This window comes from Rhizobium aethiopicum, assembly GCF_014197535.1.
In the GTDB taxonomy this organism is placed as follows: domain Bacteria; phylum Pseudomonadota; class Alphaproteobacteria; order Rhizobiales; family Rhizobiaceae; genus Rhizobium; species Rhizobium aethiopicum_A.
Genome location: NZ_JACIFV010000021.1, coordinates 38,160 through 55,257 on the forward strand (window position 1 = coordinate 38,160; position 17,098 = coordinate 55,257).

At 61.3% G+C, this 17,098-nt stretch carries 13 protein-coding genes; 8 read left to right on the forward strand and 5 right to left on the reverse strand.

What is annotated here, in order from left to right:
* Positions 1 to 103: 103 nt before the first annotated feature.
* Positions 104 to 1,981, reverse strand: coding sequence for a HAMP domain-containing methyl-accepting chemotaxis protein (locus GGD53_RS23445; protein ID WP_184459169.1), 1,878 nt, complete (start codon positions 1,979 to 1,981; stop codon positions 104 to 106).
* Positions 1,982 to 2,684: 703 nt separating this feature from the next.
* On the opposite strand from GGD53_RS23445, the gene GGD53_RS23450 reads away from it, so the two are divergent.
* From GGD53_RS23450 to GGD53_RS23465, 4 genes are all read left to right on the forward strand, one after another.
* Positions 2,685 to 3,998 (forward strand): CmpA/NrtA family ABC transporter substrate-binding protein, encoded by a 1,314-nt coding sequence (locus GGD53_RS23450; RefSeq protein WP_184459170.1) that lies wholly within the window; start codon positions 2,685 to 2,687, stop codon positions 3,996 to 3,998.
* Positions 3,999 to 4,055: 57 nt separating this feature from the next.
* Complete coding sequence (gene ntrB / locus GGD53_RS23455; RefSeq protein ID WP_184459171.1) at positions 4,056 to 4,949, forward strand: nitrate ABC transporter permease; 894 nt, start codon at positions 4,056 to 4,058, stop codon at positions 4,947 to 4,949.
* Between the two features lie 10 nt (positions 4,950 to 4,959).
* Positions 4,960 to 5,757 carry an ABC transporter ATP-binding protein gene (locus GGD53_RS23460; protein WP_184459172.1) on the forward strand — a complete coding sequence of 266 codons (798 nt, stop codon included), beginning with the start codon at positions 4,960 to 4,962 and terminating at the stop codon, positions 5,755 to 5,757.
* A 70-nt stretch (positions 5,758 to 5,827) separates the two neighbouring features.
* Positions 5,828 to 6,547 (forward strand): 4'-phosphopantetheinyl transferase family protein, encoded by a 720-nt coding sequence (locus GGD53_RS23465; RefSeq protein ID WP_184459173.1) that lies wholly within the window; start codon positions 5,828 to 5,830, stop codon positions 6,545 to 6,547.
* Here GGD53_RS23465 and GGD53_RS23470 read toward each other — a convergent pair.
* From GGD53_RS23470 to GGD53_RS23480, 3 genes are read right to left on the reverse strand one after another with little or no spacing between them, the layout of a single operon-like run.
* The gene (locus GGD53_RS23470; RefSeq protein ID WP_184459174.1) at positions 6,520 to 7,878 is read right to left on the reverse strand and encodes a lysine N(6)-hydroxylase/L-ornithine N(5)-oxygenase family protein; all 1,359 of its coding nucleotides are present in this window, start codon (positions 7,876 to 7,878) and stop codon (positions 6,520 to 6,522) included. The genes GGD53_RS23465 and GGD53_RS23470 overlap by 28 nt on opposite strands.
* Positions 7,875 to 11,864, reverse strand: coding sequence for a non-ribosomal peptide synthetase (locus GGD53_RS23475; protein WP_184459175.1), 3,990 nt, complete (start codon positions 11,862 to 11,864; stop codon positions 7,875 to 7,877). Before GGD53_RS23475 ends, GGD53_RS23470 begins: the two co-directional genes overlap by 4 nt.
* A gap of 18 nt (positions 11,865 to 11,882) precedes the next feature.
* Positions 11,883 to 12,101, reverse strand: a complete 219-nt coding sequence (locus tag GGD53_RS23480) for an MbtH family protein (RefSeq protein WP_085740585.1) — start codon at positions 12,099 to 12,101, stop codon at positions 11,883 to 11,885.
* Between the two features lie 192 nt (positions 12,102 to 12,293).
* Between GGD53_RS23480 and GGD53_RS23485 the strand changes: the two genes are divergently transcribed.
* The 3 genes from GGD53_RS23485 to GGD53_RS23495 are packed head-to-tail and all read left to right on the forward strand — an operon-like array spanning position 12,294 to position 15,890.
* The gene (locus tag GGD53_RS23485) at positions 12,294 to 13,280 is read left to right on the forward strand and encodes a GNAT family N-acetyltransferase (RefSeq protein WP_184459176.1); all 987 of its coding nucleotides are present in this window, start codon (positions 12,294 to 12,296) and stop codon (positions 13,278 to 13,280) included.
* Positions 13,277 to 14,695 carry an MATE family efflux transporter gene (locus GGD53_RS23490; protein WP_184459177.1) on the forward strand — a complete coding sequence of 473 codons (1,419 nt, stop codon included), beginning with the start codon at positions 13,277 to 13,279 and terminating at the stop codon, positions 14,693 to 14,695. Before GGD53_RS23485 ends, GGD53_RS23490 begins: the two co-directional genes overlap by 4 nt.
* Positions 14,696 to 14,705: 10 nt before the next feature.
* Positions 14,706 to 15,890 (forward strand): PLP-dependent transferase, encoded by a 1,185-nt coding sequence (locus GGD53_RS23495; RefSeq protein WP_184459178.1) that lies wholly within the window; start codon positions 14,706 to 14,708, stop codon positions 15,888 to 15,890.
* Here GGD53_RS23495 and GGD53_RS23500 read toward each other — a convergent pair.
* Positions 15,781 to 16,437 carry a sigma-70 family RNA polymerase sigma factor gene (locus GGD53_RS23500; protein ID WP_184459179.1) on the reverse strand — a complete coding sequence of 219 codons (657 nt, stop codon included), beginning with the start codon at positions 16,435 to 16,437 and terminating at the stop codon, positions 15,781 to 15,783. The genes GGD53_RS23495 and GGD53_RS23500 overlap by 110 nt on opposite strands.
* A 164-nt stretch (positions 16,438 to 16,601) precedes the next feature.
* Between GGD53_RS23500 and GGD53_RS23505 the strand changes: the two genes are divergently transcribed.
* Entirely contained in the window at positions 16,602 to 17,093 is a 492-nt protein-coding gene (locus GGD53_RS23505) for a GNAT family N-acetyltransferase (RefSeq protein ID WP_184459180.1), read from the forward strand.
* The last annotated feature ends 5 nt before the right edge of the window (positions 17,094 to 17,098 follow it).

Here is a 17,098-nt window from a genome sequence, read left to right on the forward strand (position 1 = left end):
ATATTTGAAAGAGTGCTAATCGAAGCAAGCTGCGCCGTTCCGCTCCCTCTCTTAAACCGAAGCTGCAAATTCGTCTCGTCGGCGGCACTGACGGCGCCGTAAATCACCTCTGCATCGCGGGCCGCAGAGCGACCACCTGCGACGGCATGCTACTTTCCAGGGACCGCGTATTGTTCCTGCCATGCGCCGGGCTGCTGTCACCGTCCAACTGGAACTGGTTGACCAGCTCCCGCAGACGGCTTGCCTCGGAAGACAGCGAAGAGGCGGCGGCGGTGGACTGTTCGACCATTGCCGCATTTTGCTGGGTTGCCTGATCCATGTGATTGATGGCGGTATTGATTTCGGAAAGTCCGGTGGCCTGCTCGCGCGCCGAGGTGGCGATCGCGTCCATGGCTCGATTGATCTCGGCAACGCGTTCGCCGATCGATTTCAGTGACGTCCCGGTTTCGAGAACAAGCCTGACCCCGTGTTCCACTTCGGTCGACGACTTCTGAATAAGACCTTTGATTTCCTTGGCCGCTTGCGCAGCACGCTGAGCGAGTTCGCGAACTTCTTGTGCGACCACCGCGAAGCCCTTTCCTGCCTCACCTGCGCGCGCTGCCTCGACACCGGCATTAAGCGCCAGAAGGTTCGTCTGGAAAGCAATTTCGTCGATCACGCCAATGATGTTTGAAATCTGCTGTGAGCTGCCCTCGATGCGTCGCATAGCCTGCTCCGCCTCCGATACGACCGTTGCCGAGCGCTGGGCGCTGACATTGGCTTCTGCGGAGATGTTGCGCGCCTCCTCGGTGCGCTTCGTCGCCATTGCGACGTTCGACGTAATTTCGTCCAACGCGGCGGCGGTCTCCTCTAGCGAAGCCGCCTGTTGCTCCGTGCGCTTTGACAGGTCCTGGGCACCGGATGCTATTTCGGCGGTGCCATTGTCTATGCTGTGGACCGTCTGCAGTACTGCGCCAATGGTCGCGCCTAATTGCCGGAGTGAAATATTGAAGTCGTCGCGGAGTGTTTCGTATTCGGCGGCAAATCGCTCCGAGAGCTGGAACGATATGTCACCCGCGGCAAGGCGCTGGAGACCTCCGCCCAACGTCGTGGTCGCAAAGCGCAATTGCTCTGCTTCGCGTTCAGCGCGCTGCTGGGCTGCGGCGCGCGCCGCCTCGCTCTCACTACGGGATTCGGCAGCCTCCTTCTCAAGCCTGACAACGTTGAGAGCATTCTGACGAAACACTTCGACCGCGCCGGCCATTTCGCCGATTTCGTCGGCGCGGCCGGCATAGGGAATATCGCTGTCGAGATCGCCAGTCGATAACCGCTTCATGGCGGCCGCCGTATTGCGGATCGGATTGGCAATGCCGGCAATCGCAAAAACGATACCCGCTGCGGCAATCAGCAAGGCGAGCGAGGCGATCGCTGCGGTCAACACGAAAGCCGACTTCGCGGAAGCATCGCTCGCAGCCACGAAGCCCTCGGTCTGGCTGAGAATGAATGCGACGAGATCCGCCACTCCTTTGTTCACCAGCTCGGCCTGCGGCTCCATCTTCTCCTTAAAACACTGAACTGCCTCAGCCGTCTTGCCGCTATCTTCGAGCGCTATCATTTGCTCCGCAAGCGCGCGATATTTGTCGAGTTCGGGCTTTATCTGGTTGATCAGCTGGCGCCCGCGCTCCGTGCGCACGCCGTTCTCGTATTCGGCAACAACCGCATCGAGCCCAGCGGCTGCAGCCGCAATCGCCTGCTTTTCGGATCCGTCGTTTTCCATCGTGTCTTCGAGGAGATACCGGGCGTGGGCAAGTTTCAGATCAAGAAAGTTGGCCTTGATTTCACGCGCTGTCACAAGCCGATGCACCCAGAACGCACCGACCTGTTCAGCGTTTGCGCGAAGCGAGGAAATGGTCTCGAGCGAGGCGTAGGATAAGCCGAGTATGAACATGCTGATGATGGAGAGCTTTAAGATGAGGGCTTGCTTGATGCTCGGACGTTTCATGCGGATCTCCTCAAGAAATTTTGGGACGGTCGCTGCCGGTTAGTGCGAAATCTCCCCCCGATTCGATAATTTAGTATTAACTAAAGAAGGAGATTCGTTCCGTTTTCGAAATACCCGGCCCAAGCGATTACCTACACGATCAATCTGGAGCCGCCTCTACTCAAAGTTATTGAAATATGTAGGAAAATTCGATCTGGCGAGATCGGAGGCTGATGCAACGGGGCGTGTTCAGCTCGCACTGCATTGCGACGCATGAGACCCAGAATGTTTGAACGCAAGAGATCGTTATGCGATCGCTTCGCGGATGAGCCCCGATCGCGGAGCTTCCCTAGGCTTGAAGTTCAAATTTGCGTCGCGGCATTGTGTGCGCTGCACAATTATAATGCTCCGGGAATGCGCCGGCATTCGCAATCGCACAAATCGTAACCACATTCCATAGGTGCACAATAATTAATCACCGCCGTTATTTTCGATTTCTTGTTTTATATGATGCCGTTAGCAGCTCTCCCCGGAGTTGGCACGCCGGTTGCACGTTCCTAACCGCCCGATCAACGGCGATTGAGGCACATAGGCGCGACATAGGCGCTTAATTTCGACACCGACGTCGCAAGGTCTTTGCTGTCCGGGATCTCCCATCCTGCGAACGCAAGTGCCGGCGGCGTTTTTTTGCGTCCGAATTCAACAAGCAGAGGGGAACCTGCAAATGAAAAAGATTTCGACGGCTGGGATTTCGACGACCGGCATCACCCGCCGGAGCATGCTCAAGACGACTGCGGCGGCCGCCCTCATCGGCGCTGTCAAGACTGCCTTTCCATCCGGCGCTTTTGCAGCCGGGGCCGGCCCTGAAGTGAAGGGAATCAAGCTGGGCTTTATCGCGCTCACGGATTCAGCGCCGTTGATTATCGCCAAGGAAAAAGGCCTGTTCGAAAAGCATGGGCTTCCGGAAACCGATGTCGCTAAACAGGCGTCCTGGGGTGCGACCAGAGACAATCTGGTGCTGGGTGGCGCGGCCAACGGCATCGACGGCGCTCATATCCTCTCGCCGCTCCCCTACCTCATGCATACCGGCAAGGTTACGCAGAACAACAAGCCAGTGCCGATGGCGGTCCTTGCGCGGCTCAATCTCGACAGCCAGGGCATTTCGGTTGCCAAGGAATATGCCGAGACCGGCGTGCAGATCGATGCCTCGAAGCTGAAAGCCGCCTTCGAGAAAAAGAAGGCCGAAGGCAAGGAGATCAAGGCCGCGATGACCTTCCCGGGCGGAACCCACGACCTCTGGATCCGCTACTGGCTTGCCGCCGGCGGCATCGACCCGAACAAGGACGTTTCGACCATCGTCGTTCCACCGCCGCAGATGGTGGCCAATATGAAGGTCGGCAATATGGACGTCTTCTGTGTGGGCGAACCGTGGAACGAGCAGCTCGTCAACCAGGGCATCGGCTTCACCGCAGCCACCACCGGCGAGCTCTGGAAAGGCCATCCTGAGAAAGCGCTCGGTTTGCGCGCCGACTGGATCGAAAAGAATCCCAATGCCGCAAAGGCCCTGCTGATGGCCGTCATGGAAGCCCAGCAATGGTGCGACAGCATGGACAACAAGGCAGAGATGGCCGACATCCTCGGCAAGCGCCAATGGTTCAATGTTCCGACGAAGGATGTGCTCGGCCGCCTCAAGGGCGATATCAATTATGGCAACGGCCGCGAGGCCAAGGCCACCGACCTCTACATGAAATTCTGGAAAGACGGCGCCTCCTATCCGTTCAAGAGCCACGACACCTGGTTCATGACCGAAAACATCCGTTGGGGAAATCTGCCTGGTACAACCGACATCAAGGCGCTGGTCAACCAGGTGAACCGCGAGGACATCTGGCGGGAAGCCGCCAAGGATCTGGGCGTCGCTGCCACCGACATTCCCGCCTCGTCCTCCCGCGGCAAGGAGACCTTCTTCGACGGCAAGATCTTCGATCCCGAAAATCCCGCCGCTTATCTCGACAGCCTGTCGATCAAAGCCGTTTCCTGACCCCGCCCCGGCGCGCCGCGAGCGCGCCGGCCCCTTTTTCCCGTGAGGAACGCGCCGATGTCCGCCCTGGCAAATCAACACAATCCCTCCACCACCGCCCCCATCAAATCGGCGGCAAGGGTCCTGCCGTTTTCCAGAAAACATGCACCGCGGATCGACTTTCGTCATGTGGGCCTGACCGCGCTGCGCAACGTCGTTCCGCCAACCGTCGTGCTGGCGCTCATCCTGCTCGTCTGGCAGGTACTGTGCTCCTCGAGCGACGCGTCTCTACCCTCGCCGCATCAGGTCTGGCAGGAGAGCTATGATCTGATCGCCTATCCCTTCTTCAACTACGGCTCCCAGGATATCGGGCTCGGCTGGCGCGTGCTTGTCTCGCTGCAGCGGGTCGCTTACGGCTTCGGGCTTGCCGCGGTGGCCGGCATCATTGTCGGTGCAATCATCGGACAGTCGGTCTGGGCGATGCGCGGCCTCGATCCGATCTTTCAGGTGCTGCGGACAGTCCCGCCGCTCGCCTGGCTGCCGCTGTCGCTTGCCGCCTTCCAGGATTCCAATCCGTCGGCGATCTTCGTCATCTTCATCACCTCGATCTGGCCGATCATCATCAACACCGCCGTCGGCGTCCGCAACATCCCACAGGATTACCGCAACGTGGCGGAAGTGCTGCGGCTCAACCAGCTCGAGTTTTTCTGGAAGATCATGTTGCCGTCGGCAGCCCCTTACATCTTCACCGGCCTCAGGATCGGCGTCGGCCTGTCCTGGCTCGCCATCGTCGCGGCCGAGATGCTGACGGGTGGGGTCGGTATCGGCTTCTTCATCTGGGATGCCTGGAACTCCTCGCGCCTTCCAGACATCATCGTCGCGCTGGCCTATATCGGCATCGTCGGATTTGCCCTCGACAAGCTGGTGGCCGCGCTCGGCAAACTCATCACCCGTGGCGCTATGGCCAATTGAGGAGCACGTTATGGACGCCTATTTGAAGCTCGATCGTATCGACAAGCATTTCGACCGTGGCGGCGTACGCGCCGAGGTCTTGAAGGACATCAACCTGACGATGTCAGAGGGCGAATTCGTCTCGATCATCGGCCATTCGGGCTGCGGCAAGTCCACCCTGCTCAATCTCATTGCCGGCCTGACACCGGTTTCCGCAGGCGCCGTGCTCCTTGAAAATCGCGAGGTCAACGAACCGGGTCCGGAACGCGCCGTCGTCTTCCAGAACCACTCGCTGCTGCCGTGGCTGACGGTCTACGAGAACGTCAATCTCGCTGTCTCCAAGGTCTTCAACAGAACGAAGACCAAAACGGAGCGTCATGACTGGGTCATGGCCAATCTCGACCTCGTGCAGATGGCGCATGCGAGGGATAAGCGGCCTTCGGAAATATCAGGGGGCATGAAGCAGCGAGTCGGCATTGCGCGTGCGCTTTCAATGGAGCCGAAGATCCTGCTGCTCGACGAGCCGTTCGGCGCCCTCGACGCCTTGACCCGTGCTCATCTTCAAGATGCAGTGATGGAGATCCATAGCCGGCTCGGCAACACGATGGTGATGATCACCCATGATGTCGATGAAGCGGTGCTGCTGTCCGACCGCATCGTGATGATGACTAACGGTCCGGCGGCCCGCATCGGCGAAGTGCTCGACGTGACCATGCCACGTCCTCGCAATCGCATCGAACTCGCGTCGGACCGAACATATCTGAAATGCCGCGAAGCCGTGCTGAAGTTCCTCTACGAGCGCCATCGCTTCATCGAGGCTGCGGAATAGACCCCGCGGCGATCGCCGACCTAAACCGCTGCCCGATTGCCAATCGGGCAGCGGTACGCATACTGGCCTCATGCAGCAATCAGACAATCAACCGGCCGCCATCGATGTCGTGCTTTGGCAATATCCGCAGAACGAAGACGACGGGAAGCGCTGGAGGCAGTCGCTTTCATCGAATGAGCTGGAGCGCGCCGAGGCCTACCGGTTCGAACGAGATCGGACCTCGTTCATTGCCGGCCGGTATCTGCTGCGACAACTGCTGAGCGCGCATACAGAAACTCCGCATGACAAGGTCGTGTTGGTGGCGGATGCCTACGGCAAGCTGAAGGCCGAGGGTCGTCATGAGCTGCAATTCAGCCTCTCCAATGCCGATGGGCTGGTGGCCGTCGCGGTTGCGTCGGGCTGCGAACGCATCGGAATAGATTGTGAACGCGCCGATACCGGGATCGAAGAGGCGGCTTTGGAGAGCTATTGCAGCCCAGACGAACGACGCTGGCTCGGTGAATTGCCCGCGCAGGAACGGCCGCGCGCAGCCGTTCAACTTTGGGCGCTCAAGGAGAGCCATCTGAAGGCGCTCGGCGTGGGCCTGCGTGAAGATCCCCGCAACGTTGCCTTTTCCTGGGAGGACGGCTTGCCCGTTGCAGCCTATGGCGGCGAGCGCGACGGGCAATGGTTTCACCGCCTGACCGAGAGCGGCAGCCGGCACGTCGTCGCGCTGGCCGCCCGCTCCCGATCAGGTCTCCCGGACATTCATACACGCATGTTTCAGGACGACAGCATGCCGTCCGAATAGCCGGCGCGCAGCTGATGCGGCATCGCCGAAGCTGCTTCCGTTGCCCAGACCAGCTGCGCATTGTCGGGTTCGGCATCGAAATGCTGCCGGCCGAGAAGCGTATTGACGATGGCGGCACTGCGCCAGGCCATGAGGCTGAGCTGAGAGTCGGCGATGCCGTGCGAGTATCGGCCGGCATTCTGCGCAAACAGCCGGTTGGCCCTCGGGCCCGTCCACTGCATGGTGTAATCGTCGTTCAGGGTGGGATAACCGTTCCTGTCAAGGCTTATCCTTTCGCCGAGCGAGCCGAGCGCATCCGGCAGTCGGAACCTGTAGCCGGTCGCCAGAATCACGGCGTCGGCATGCAGCACTTCTATGCCCCCGTCGAAATGGTTCCGGACGATCAGCCGATAGGCATTGCCGTTTCGCTCTATCTGGATCACGTCGCGGCTTGGCGAGAGAGATGCGGTGAGCGTGCCCGGTTCGAGATAACGCAGCGCATAGAGGCGGCGGTAGATCGAATGGATCGTCGAAATCGACAGGCCGTCGCTCGTCAGGATCGAGTTCTTCAGCGCCGCCTGCTTCTGCTCGCCGCTGAGCTTCAGATAGGCCTGCACATATTCGGGCGAAAAGACCTGGTTCGAAAACGGCGTGTCGTTGATCGGCTCGAAATTATGGCGCCGGCTGATCCAGGTCAGTTCCTTCATCGAACCGGGATCGCCAAGCAGCGCTTCCACCACCTCGCCGCCGCTCTGGCCGCCGCCAACCACGACGATGCGGGCGGCGCGGAGACCGTTGAGGCGCGACTTGGCCTTGCTGTTGTGGAAGCAATCCGCACCCAGGAAGGCTTTTGCCCAGTCAGGCACGAAGGGCGAGGACCCCGTGCCGATCACCAGATTGCGCGCTTCCTCCTGGCCGTTGTCGAAGCGCAGGATGAAGCGGTCGTCGCGGTGTTCGACGTCACGGATGTCAGTCGAAAAACGCAAGCCCTCCACGCCCTTGGCGACCCAGGCGAGATAACGTGCGAACTCCTGCCGGGGCACGGCGTCATAATTGGCGTTGAGGAAGGCGTAGAGCCGCTTGTGCGCCACCAAATAGGAAATGAAGGACCAGCGGCTGGTCGGCAGCACAGGGGTGACGAGATCCTTCAGGAAGGACGATTGCAGCTCGACCCCGGGCATCATCATGCCGGGATGCCAGTCGAAGGCGCCGCGCCGCTCGAAGAAGCGGCTGCGGACCTCGGGCACGGATTCCAGCAGGCAGGCAAGGCTCAGATTGGAGGGACCGATGCCGATGCCGGCAAGATCGAGCGGCTCGTTGAGGGCGTCCCTGCGGGTAAAAGCGACGGTCATGCGTTATCCTTCTCTGTTTCCTTGAGACGCAGGGCAAGCCTTGAGTGGAAGGCAGGCGACCCGATCATGTGCAGGTGGTTGGTGCCGGTGATGATCTCGGCCGCATGCGCGCGCGGCGACAGGCGGCGCCAATCGATCAGGTTGAGGCCGCGGTTGAGGCTGTCATCGGCTGCCCAGGGATAGATCGGCACGTCGTGAGGAACGAGCCGATGCTTGCGGAAGATCAGGGCATTGTCGATCAGCACCCAGAACGTATGTTCGCGGCTGCTAATATCGGGCCCATCGGTCGGAAGCGGATCCTTCTCGTCGCCGACGAAGCGCAGGAACTGCTCATAGGTATCGGCGTCCATCGTCGAAAGCAGCCGGTCCCATTCCGGGCGCATCGCCGTTTTCTGCAGCCATGCCTGCACGTCCCGATGAAGCGCGTCGCGCTCGCCCGGCCGGAAGCGCGGCTTGGCGCCGATCGCAAATTCCGATCCGAGATCGCAGACATCGACCATCGCCATCATCCGGACGTCGACCTCGTTGGCAAGCGTGCGGGCAGCCTCGTAAGCCAGAAGCCCGCCCCAGGACCAGCCGAGGAAAGTGCAGGGCGCGCCGCTGCTGTGTTTCCTGATATAATCGACATAGCTCTCGATGATCTCTTCGACCGGCGCGCCGACCTCCTTCTTCTCGGACAGCGAGTGGCAAATGAAGCCGGTCGCCGGCTGGTCGGCGCCGAGATAATCGACGAGCTTCACATATTCGCGGGTGCTGACGAGAAGTCCCGGGAAGCAATAGAGCCGCGGCTTGGCGCCTGATGCCCGCAGCACGATCACTTCGGAGAGATCCCTTTCCTCCCCCTGCTCCATCACGCCGGCAAAGCCGCGGATGGTCGGATTGTTGAAGATATCGGCGACAGTCAGCGGGATCTTCGGCTGGCGCTGCCTGAACTGCGACAGGATGCGGATCGCGCCCAGCGAATTGCCGCCGATCGCGAAGAAATTGTCCTCGACGCTGATCGCCTCCAGCTTGAGAACCTGGCGCCAGACATCCAGTACCTCTTCTTCGAGCGCGGTCGCCGGCTCGACGATTTCGCGCTTGACCGGCTGGGGTGCGGGCAGCGCGAAGCGGTCGAGCTTGCTGTTCGGATTGGTCGGCATTTTTTCCAGTTCGACCACCGCCGCCGGCACCATGTAGGACGGCAGGCTGCGTTCGAGGCCGGAACGGACCGTCTCGACATCAAGCCTCTCGTCCTTCTTAGGAACGACATAGGCAACCAGCGCTTTCTCACCGGCATCCTCGTCGCGCAGCACAACCAGGGCTTCGCCGACGCCGGGTTGCTGAAGCAGCGCCGCTTCGATCTCGCCGAGTTCGATGCGGTATCCACGCAGCTTCACCTGATGGTCGACGCGACCGACGAATTCGACGGTTCCGTCTTCACGCCAGCGCGTGAGATCACCCGAGCGATAGAGCCGGCCGCCCTCTTTCGAGAACGGATCGGGGATGAAGCGGTCCGCCGTCGTATCGGGCTTGCCGAGATAACCGCGGGCGATGCCCTCGCCGCCGATATAAAGCTCGCCGGTCACGCCGATCGGGCAAGGATTGAGGTCCGGGTCGAGCACATAGACGCGCCTGAGCCCGACGGCTCGGCCGAGCGGGGCGTAGACGCCCTGGAATTTCGTGCCGGCCCTCACCTTCCAGACCATCGGCGTCATGATAGTTTCTGTCGGGCCGTAGCCGTTGATCAGCCATTCCGATTTCAGCGCCCGCGACAGAAGGTCGAAGGTCGATTGCGCCAGCCCTTCGCCGCCGAAGGAATAGAGCCGCATCGGCGGCGCGCCGTCCGTAATGTCGGCCCATTCCGCCAGCTGCTGCAGATAGGTTGTCGGAATGCTGGCATTGTTGGCGCCGTGCTTGCGCATCGCCGTCAGGGTCTCTTCCGGTGTCCAGAGCGGCTGGTCGGGCAGAATGATGCTGCCGCCTTCCATCAGCGGGTTCATCCACCGCTCATGGCCTCCGTCCGAGCTGAAGGGCAGGAACGGCAGTTCGCGAGACTCCGAACTCATGCCGTAGACGCGCGAAGTATTCTGAAGATGATGCGTCAGCGGCCCGTGCTCGACGGCGACACCCTTCGGCAGTCCGGTCGATCCCGACGTGTACATGACGTAGGCGAGCTGATCCTTGTGCGTGGGAACATAGAGCGGCGTATCCGGCTCGACTTCGAGATCGAGCTTGTCGAGTTCGAGGATTGTGGCGTCGAGCTCCTCCGGCAGGCGATGGCGCAGCCAGCTGTGCGTGAGAACGATCTTGACGCCGCCATCGCGCAGGATGTGGTGGTTGCGCACCGGCGGATGATCTGGCTCGACGGGGATATAGGCGCCGCCGGCCTTCAGCGTCGCGAGTATGCCGACGATCGCTTCCGGCGAACGCTTGATGAAGATAGCGACCGTCATCTCGGCGCGAACGCCGAGCTGCCGCAGCCGATGCCCGAGTCGGTTGGTGCTCGCCTCCAGCCAGCCATGGCTCCACTCCTCGTCGCCATAGACGATCGCGGTCTTGTCAGGCGTCCGGCGCGAATGGGCCGATATCAGTTCGTGAACCGGCCTGTCGTCGTTGACGATGTCGTCCTCATAGGGTGCAGACAACCATTCAAGCTCGTCGCTGCCGACGAGTTCGATATCCCTAATCCTGAGATCCGGCTGCGCGACGATCTGTTCGAGCACCAGGCGGAAATGCTTGGCGACACGGGCGATCAGGGCGCCGTCGTAGAGATCCTGAGCATAGTCGATCAGCCCAAATGCGCCGCCTTCCAGACGCGCCTCGACCACCAGGGAAAGCTCGCTGTCGGCACGTGCGCCTGACGGTTCCAGATTCGCAGCATCTCTCGCGACCGGATAGGGTTCGCGGAATTCGAACAGCGCCTTGACCACGGCTTCCTGGGCGGCCGCCTCGTCGACCACCAGTTCCTGCGTGATGCGCTCCAGCGGCACGAGCCGGCGAAGTCCCTCCTCCGTCACCGACGAGATCATCGTGACGACGTCGTCGAGGGAGTGCCGGGAGGCGAGCGGCAGAACGAGAGAAAGAACCTGTTCGGCGCGGCCGCGGCTGGCGAAATGCTCCTTGCAGGGCCGCGCAACGAGGAGGCCGGTCAGCAGAGCATAGTTGCCGCTATAGCGCGCCAGCAGCGCGCAGAAGGCGGCGTGAAGCACGCGTTCGACCTGGCATCCCTTGCCCTGTGCATGCCGTTCGAGCCTGCCCCAGAGATCGGGCTCGATCGCAAACCGATGCTCAGCACGCGCCACGCCGGCAAGCCCACCACTATTGAAGCGAGTGGGAAAGGTCGAGGCGGCATAGTCGAGACCGATCGTCTCGCGCCAATAGGCCAGTGCTTCCCGCGCCGCATCCGTCTCCAGCCATTCTTCCTCCCGCGTTCCGGCCGAGATTTCCGCCGGCTGCACGTCGCCGGCTGGCGCGCCGTCGAGACTGCGCGCCAGCGAAGCGGCAAGCACGGACTTTTCGCGGTCGTCTGAGATGATTGGATGCAGCACGATCGTAAGCGTTGATTGTCCATCGGCAAGCTGGATGATTTGAATGCGCGCACCCGGCCCTTCCAGGAGATCGAAGCGCCTGTCGCGGAAGGCTTTTCGTGCGGCCAAGGCGTCAGTCTCGGAAAGAGCAGCTCCTTCCTTGCCGAGGATTTCGATCGGCACCGCGTTCGATGCGCCGCGATATTGCTCGATGCGCCCGCCCGCCAGCCGGCGGAAGCAGGTGGCAAGGGACGAATTCTCAGCCACGAGCGTTCGGCAGGCGCCGGCAATCGTCTCGACAGCGATCGCGGTACCGAACCGCAGCCCGATGACCTGATCGGGAAAGACGGTGTAATTGCCGATCTGCTCCAGCGACCAGATGCGCTTCTGCGCGATCGTCAGCGGAAAACTCTTGAAGACGGCGTCCACAGCATCGGCCGGGCGGGCATCGGCGAAATCGGTGATCTGCTTGTTCATCTTGCTGTCCAGACGTTTTCAGAGACGCGCATCGGCTGCCATGGCCGAGCGCAGGGAAAGCGGGCGCGGATCGGCCCAGACGTCACGGATGTGGGCGAGGCATTCCTGCCGCGAACCGGCGAAACCCGCCGCCTGCCAGCTCACCGGAATCCGCTTGTCCTGCGGCCAGACCGAGTAGTGATGCTCGGTGTCGTGGACGACGATCCAGAGATCGTCGCGGGGCTCAAGATTGTCCATTCGAAGCTCCTGCAGAGATTGACGTCATGCGCAAATGACGGATCCCCCCTGCTGGAGTTTAGAAAATTGCTGAGAATTTTTTTCTTCGTTTACCCCTAAATCCGCCCAGGGATGGATCGTCATTCTACCAAATCAGCGCAGGAGCAGACTTCATGCTCGCAGCATCAAGCCCTGCCGATCAAGGAGAACATCATGGATTTCGACGCCGCCAAACAAAGGCGGGTTCTGCAGGCGCGCAGCTATGTCAGGCTTGCTCCCAATATCGTCCATCTCAACACCGTGCACGGGAATCACGAAATCGCCATCGAAGTCGAAGCCGGCATCGCCTCGCTGACCTTCTACGAGGGAAATCCCGTGCAATCGGCGGAGCTTCTCATGGCGGCCGCCGAAGCGGTGACGGCGCAAGATCGGTCGATCAAATCGGTCGCTTTCGAAGGCCATCAGGCAAGTCTTCCAAGACATATTTTAAGCGCAGGAAAGCTCGATTCCGCAATTCTGTGGCAATGGCCGTCGCTGTGGCTGCCGCAGCTAACCTATCCGCTCCCGCCGGTGCAGCAGATGACTGCGGGCAGTTATCATCCGCGCCGGCCGGCAAAGCCGAAGGGCACGGTCTACCAGCGCTTCATCCCCTGGCTGGAGCGGGACATCAGCTTCAGGGTGGCCGATCCCGAGACCGATCTTGCAGACTTTCACCGCTGGATGAACGACGAGCAGGTCAACACGATCTGGGAGGATGCGGGCTCGATCGACAGGCACCGGGAGATCCTGGAAGAGAGGATCGCCGATCCGCATATCCTGCCGCTGATCGGCAGTTTCGCCGACATTCCCTTCGGCTATTTCGAAGTCTACTGGGCCAAGGAGAACCGGCTCGGTGCCTACTACGATGCCGACGATTGCGATCGCGGATGGCATGTGGCGATCGGCGAGCCGGATTATCGCGGCAAGAAATGGATCAGCGCCTGGCTTCCCTCGCTGATGCATTTCATCTTCCTTGACGATCCCCGCACCAAGCACATCGTCGGCGAACCGCGCGCCAGCCACGAGCAGCAGATCCGCAATCTCGACCGCTCGGGCTTTGCCAAGATCAAGCATTTCGATTTTCCGCATAAGCGGGCGCTGCTGGTGATGCTGACCCGCGAGCGCTTTTTCGGCGATCATCTCTGGGTCCCCGCATCATGAACGATATGAGCGAGATGAGCGGCAGCCTGCGGAAACGGCGGCTCGCACCGGAAGATCTTGCCAGCCCGCAGCTTTTCCGGCTGTTGCTGCGGCTCGGGTTGCCCGCAATGTTCGGCCTGTCGATCAATGCCGCGCATCACACGATCAACATGGTCTTCGTCGGCATGATCGGCGAAGACCAGATCGCCGCGATCATGATCGTGCTGCCGATCCTCATGCTCGTCGCCGCTTTCGGAGAAGGCATCGGCGTCGGTGTGGCGACCGAGGTCGGGCGGGCGCTCGGCGCCGGCAACCGGTCACGGGCGAGCACCCTTGCCTCGGTCAGCCTTGCCGCCGGCATCACCTTCGGCGCGGCAAGCGCCATCGCAATCGTCGCATTCCCATCTTTCCTGCTGTTCGGGGCCACACCCGCGATCGAGCCGCTTGCGCAACACTATCTCCTCATCATCGCGGTCTCGATCCCGCTGACCATGGCGCAGATCATTCTCGATTTCCTGGCGATCGCCGAAGGCAATGCCCGATTCAGCATGTGGACGCTGGTCGCGTGCTTCGCGCTGAACATCATCCTCGATCCGATCATGATCTTCGGCTTCGGCCTCGGCCTGCAGGGAGTGGCGCTTGCGACCATCTTCTCCCAGGTCGTGGCGCTCTCAATCTACGGTGCCTATCATGCGAGACGGCTCGGGACGGTCCGGCTGACGTTCGGCTGGCGGTTCGACGATCTCAGGCGTCTTAGGCCGGTTCTTGCCGTAGGCGCGCCGACGACGCTGACAAGCCTCGCGACGGCGGGCGCAATCGCCGCGATGCTGTCGGTCGCCGGCACCTATCACGGTGAGGACGGCATTGCCGGCATGGGGATCGCCTTGCGGCTGCTTGCGGTCGGCGCACTGCCCGTCATCGGCATTTCGCTCGGGGCGCAGTCAATCCTGAGCTTCGCCTGGGGCCGTGGCGATATCGGCCGCGTGCTATCGGCAGCCCGCGTGCTAACCGCAGTGACAAGCGCGGTCGGCGGCGCCTATGGACTGACGGCAATGATCTTTTCCGAACATCTCGCCTCGTTCTTCACCGACGATGCATCCGTGGTGTCGGTCGCAGGACAGGTGATCATCGTAACCCATCTCCCCTTCCTGCTGTTCGGCCTCCGGCAGACCGTGTTGATCCTATTCCAGGCACAGGGCAGGCCGAAGGCCGCCCTTGCCGTCGGCTTGGCGCAGAACGGATATCTTCTCTTTCCGCTGCTTGCGCTCCTGCCGCCCTTCTTCGGTTTTTCGGGCCTGCTCTGGGCCATGTTCCTGGCCTCGGCGCTCACCGGCCTGCTGTCATGCTTCTGCCTCGCCCGATCGCTCGGCGCGCTCCGGCAGCGCTCGGCCGAACCTCTGACATCAATCCGTCCCCATCCCCGTTTTTGCCCATGAGAGGATCATCATGAACCAGTCCTTCAGCCCCCGCGACCTTGGCGCCCATGCGGCCGACGATCTCTTCACGCCCGTTAATCCGGCCGCCTTCAACGCCGTGTCGCCGCCGATCTTTCAGACGTCGCTCTTCACCTATGACAGTTACGAGGCGATGGAGGATGTCTTCGCCGGCCGGGTGCGCAACTTCATCTATTCACGCGGCGACAATCCCACCGTCCGCGAATTCGAGCTGCTGGTCGCCCGTCTTGAGGGGGCCGAAGATGGACGCGCCTTTTCGAGCGGAACGGCCGCCATTACCTCGACCATTCTCAGCCTCGTGGAAGCGGGCGACCGTGTCGTCGCCGTCCGCCACCTCTATAATGACGTCTACCGCCTTCTCGTGAAGCTGCTCGGCAGGCTCGGCGTCACCGTGGATTTCGTCGATCCCTCCGATCATGACGAGGTGCGCAAGGCGCTGCCGGGCGCCAAGCTGCTCTATCTCGAAAACCCCTCTTCCTTCGTCTTCGAGCTTCAGGACATCGTGGCCCTGTCGGCCATGGCGAAGGAGGCCGGTGTGACGACCGTCATCGATAATTCCTGGGCGACGCCGCTCTTCCAGAAGCCGATCCAGCACGGCGTCGATATCGTCATTCACGCCGCCTCGAAATATCTTGGCGGCCACAGCGATACGGTCGCCGGCGTCGTCGTCGGTACGAAGGAGGCGATCGCCAAGATCAACGCGACCTCCTATCCCTATGTCGGCGCCAAGCTCTCGCCGTTCGAGGCGTGGCTCCTGCTCCGCGGCATGCGCACGCTGCGCGTCCGGCTGAAGGAGCACGAGCGCAGCGGGCTTCTGCTCGCCGACCGGCTGAAACAGCATCCCGACATCGCCCGCGTTCGCCACCCGGCCTTTCAGGACCATCCGGGCCGGGCGACGCTGTCGGGTTATGCCGGGCTCTTCGCCTTCGACCTCACGCCCGACATCGATGTCGCGCGGTTCGTCAACGCGCTGCGCGAGATCCGCCTCGGCGTCAGCTGGGGAGGCCCGGAAACCCTTGTGGTTCCCGCCAAGGTCGCGCTGCAGATCCCCGACCGGATGACCACCTTCATCCGGTTCGGCGTGAGCGAACAGACGATACGTTTCGCCGTTGGGCTGGAAGAACCGGAACTGCTGTGGAACGATTTGCAGCAGGCGCTGCACGCCGCGAGACGGTAGGATCCCGACGAGATTCATGATCGGGGCTGGCGGGTTCGGTGACCGCCGAATGGCAATGCTGCTCCGCCGCCTTGATCATGAAATTGACGAGCGTCCTTGAGACGCCGAGTTCGGCCGCAATATCCTTCTGCGGCACGCCGTTGAGGCGGTGGCGGATGAAGGCGTCGTTGGTCCGCTTTGGCAGCGCTTCCAGTGAGGCGAGCACGTCGCGCAGGGTTTCTGCAGCAACGAGCTGGTCGAGCACCGTGGGGATCGGGGCCGTGATATCCTGCACCTGATCTATCGACCTATAGTTGTTCATCTGCTGACGCCGCCGGCGGCTCTCGTCAAGCGCGAGGTTATAAACCATCCGGAAGGCGTAACCGATCGGGCAACGAATGCCTTCGACGTTCACCCCGTAAGCCTTGATGACACCATCCTGAAATATATCCTCAGAATATGACCTTGATTTGACAACGCTTTCGATCGTTTTCAGGAGTTTGTCCTTGTTTTCGATCATCGCGTTGACAACCGCATTTCCGTTCACATCACGATGCGATGCTCGCATTGCCCTGTACCCTTTTTACAAATGGAAAATCAGGCTCTGTCGTTGCTGGTCGGTTCGGCCTCGGTGCTCCTTTTTGAACAAAGGTACACGATGTGATTGCAGTGTCTAATTTAAGATGATAACAATAGTCAAGTTTAAATCGGCCGACCGGAGACGAGAAAAAAATGGGACGGACAGTTGAGATCCTGACAAGCAAGGCGGAGCTCTGCCGATCGATCATGGGAGCCTTGCCCGACTGGTTTTCCGAACCCGAGGTCATCGAAGCAAGCGCAGAGGCGGTCGAGGATCTGCCGGTGTTCGGCTATGTCGAAGCGGATGTCGTCACCGCCATGATCGCACTGAAGCCGCACCTGCCCGGCGCCGTCGAGATCGCGCTGATCGCCACCCGGCCCGAATATCACGGCCACGGCGCCGGACGGCATCTCGTCGATGCGGCCGAACGCTTCGCGCATGAATCAGGCGCCCGGCTGCTGACAGTCAAGACGCTGGCGCCGCGCGGCCGCGACGAACCGCAATTCGAGGCGACGCGCCGCTTCTACGACCGGAACGGCTTCGTCAGGGCGGAGGTGTTTGCCAAGCTCTGGCACGAGGATCATCCGTGCCTCTTCATGGTCAAGCCGCTCGCCGGGGAACAGCCGAGCGAGACCGCGCTTTGAGACGA

Coding starts and splice junctions, on each gene's coding strand:
- GGD53_RS23445 (WP_184459169.1), bottom strand. CDS start 1,981: ATGAAACGTCCGAGCATCAAGCAAGCCCTCATCTTAAAGCTCTCCATC.
- GGD53_RS23450 (WP_184459170.1), top strand. CDS start 2,685: ATGAAAAAGATTTCGACGGCTGGGATTTCGACGACCGGCATCACCCGC.
- ntrB (WP_184459171.1), top strand. CDS start 4,056: ATGTCCGCCCTGGCAAATCAACACAATCCCTCCACCACCGCCCCCATC.
- GGD53_RS23460 (WP_184459172.1), top strand. CDS start 4,960: ATGGACGCCTATTTGAAGCTCGATCGTATCGACAAGCATTTCGACCGT.
- GGD53_RS23465 (WP_184459173.1), top strand. CDS start 5,828: ATGCAGCAATCAGACAATCAACCGGCCGCCATCGATGTCGTGCTTTGG.
- GGD53_RS23470 (WP_184459174.1), bottom strand. CDS start 7,878: ATGACCGTCGCTTTTACCCGCAGGGACGCCCTCAACGAGCCGCTCGAT.
- GGD53_RS23475 (WP_184459175.1), bottom strand. CDS start 11,864: ATGAACAAGCAGATCACCGATTTCGCCGATGCCCGCCCGGCCGATGCT.
- GGD53_RS23480 (WP_085740585.1), bottom strand. CDS start 12,101: ATGGACAATCTTGAGCCCCGCGACGATCTCTGGATCGTCGTCCACGAC.
- GGD53_RS23485 (WP_184459176.1), top strand. CDS start 12,294: ATGGATTTCGACGCCGCCAAACAAAGGCGGGTTCTGCAGGCGCGCAGC.
- GGD53_RS23490 (WP_184459177.1), top strand. CDS start 13,277: ATGAACGATATGAGCGAGATGAGCGGCAGCCTGCGGAAACGGCGGCTC.
- GGD53_RS23495 (WP_184459178.1), top strand. CDS start 14,706: ATGAACCAGTCCTTCAGCCCCCGCGACCTTGGCGCCCATGCGGCCGAC.
- GGD53_RS23500 (WP_184459179.1), bottom strand. CDS start 16,437: ATGCGAGCATCGCATCGTGATGTGAACGGAAATGCGGTTGTCAACGCG.
- GGD53_RS23505 (WP_184459180.1), top strand. CDS start 16,602: ATGGGACGGACAGTTGAGATCCTGACAAGCAAGGCGGAGCTCTGCCGA.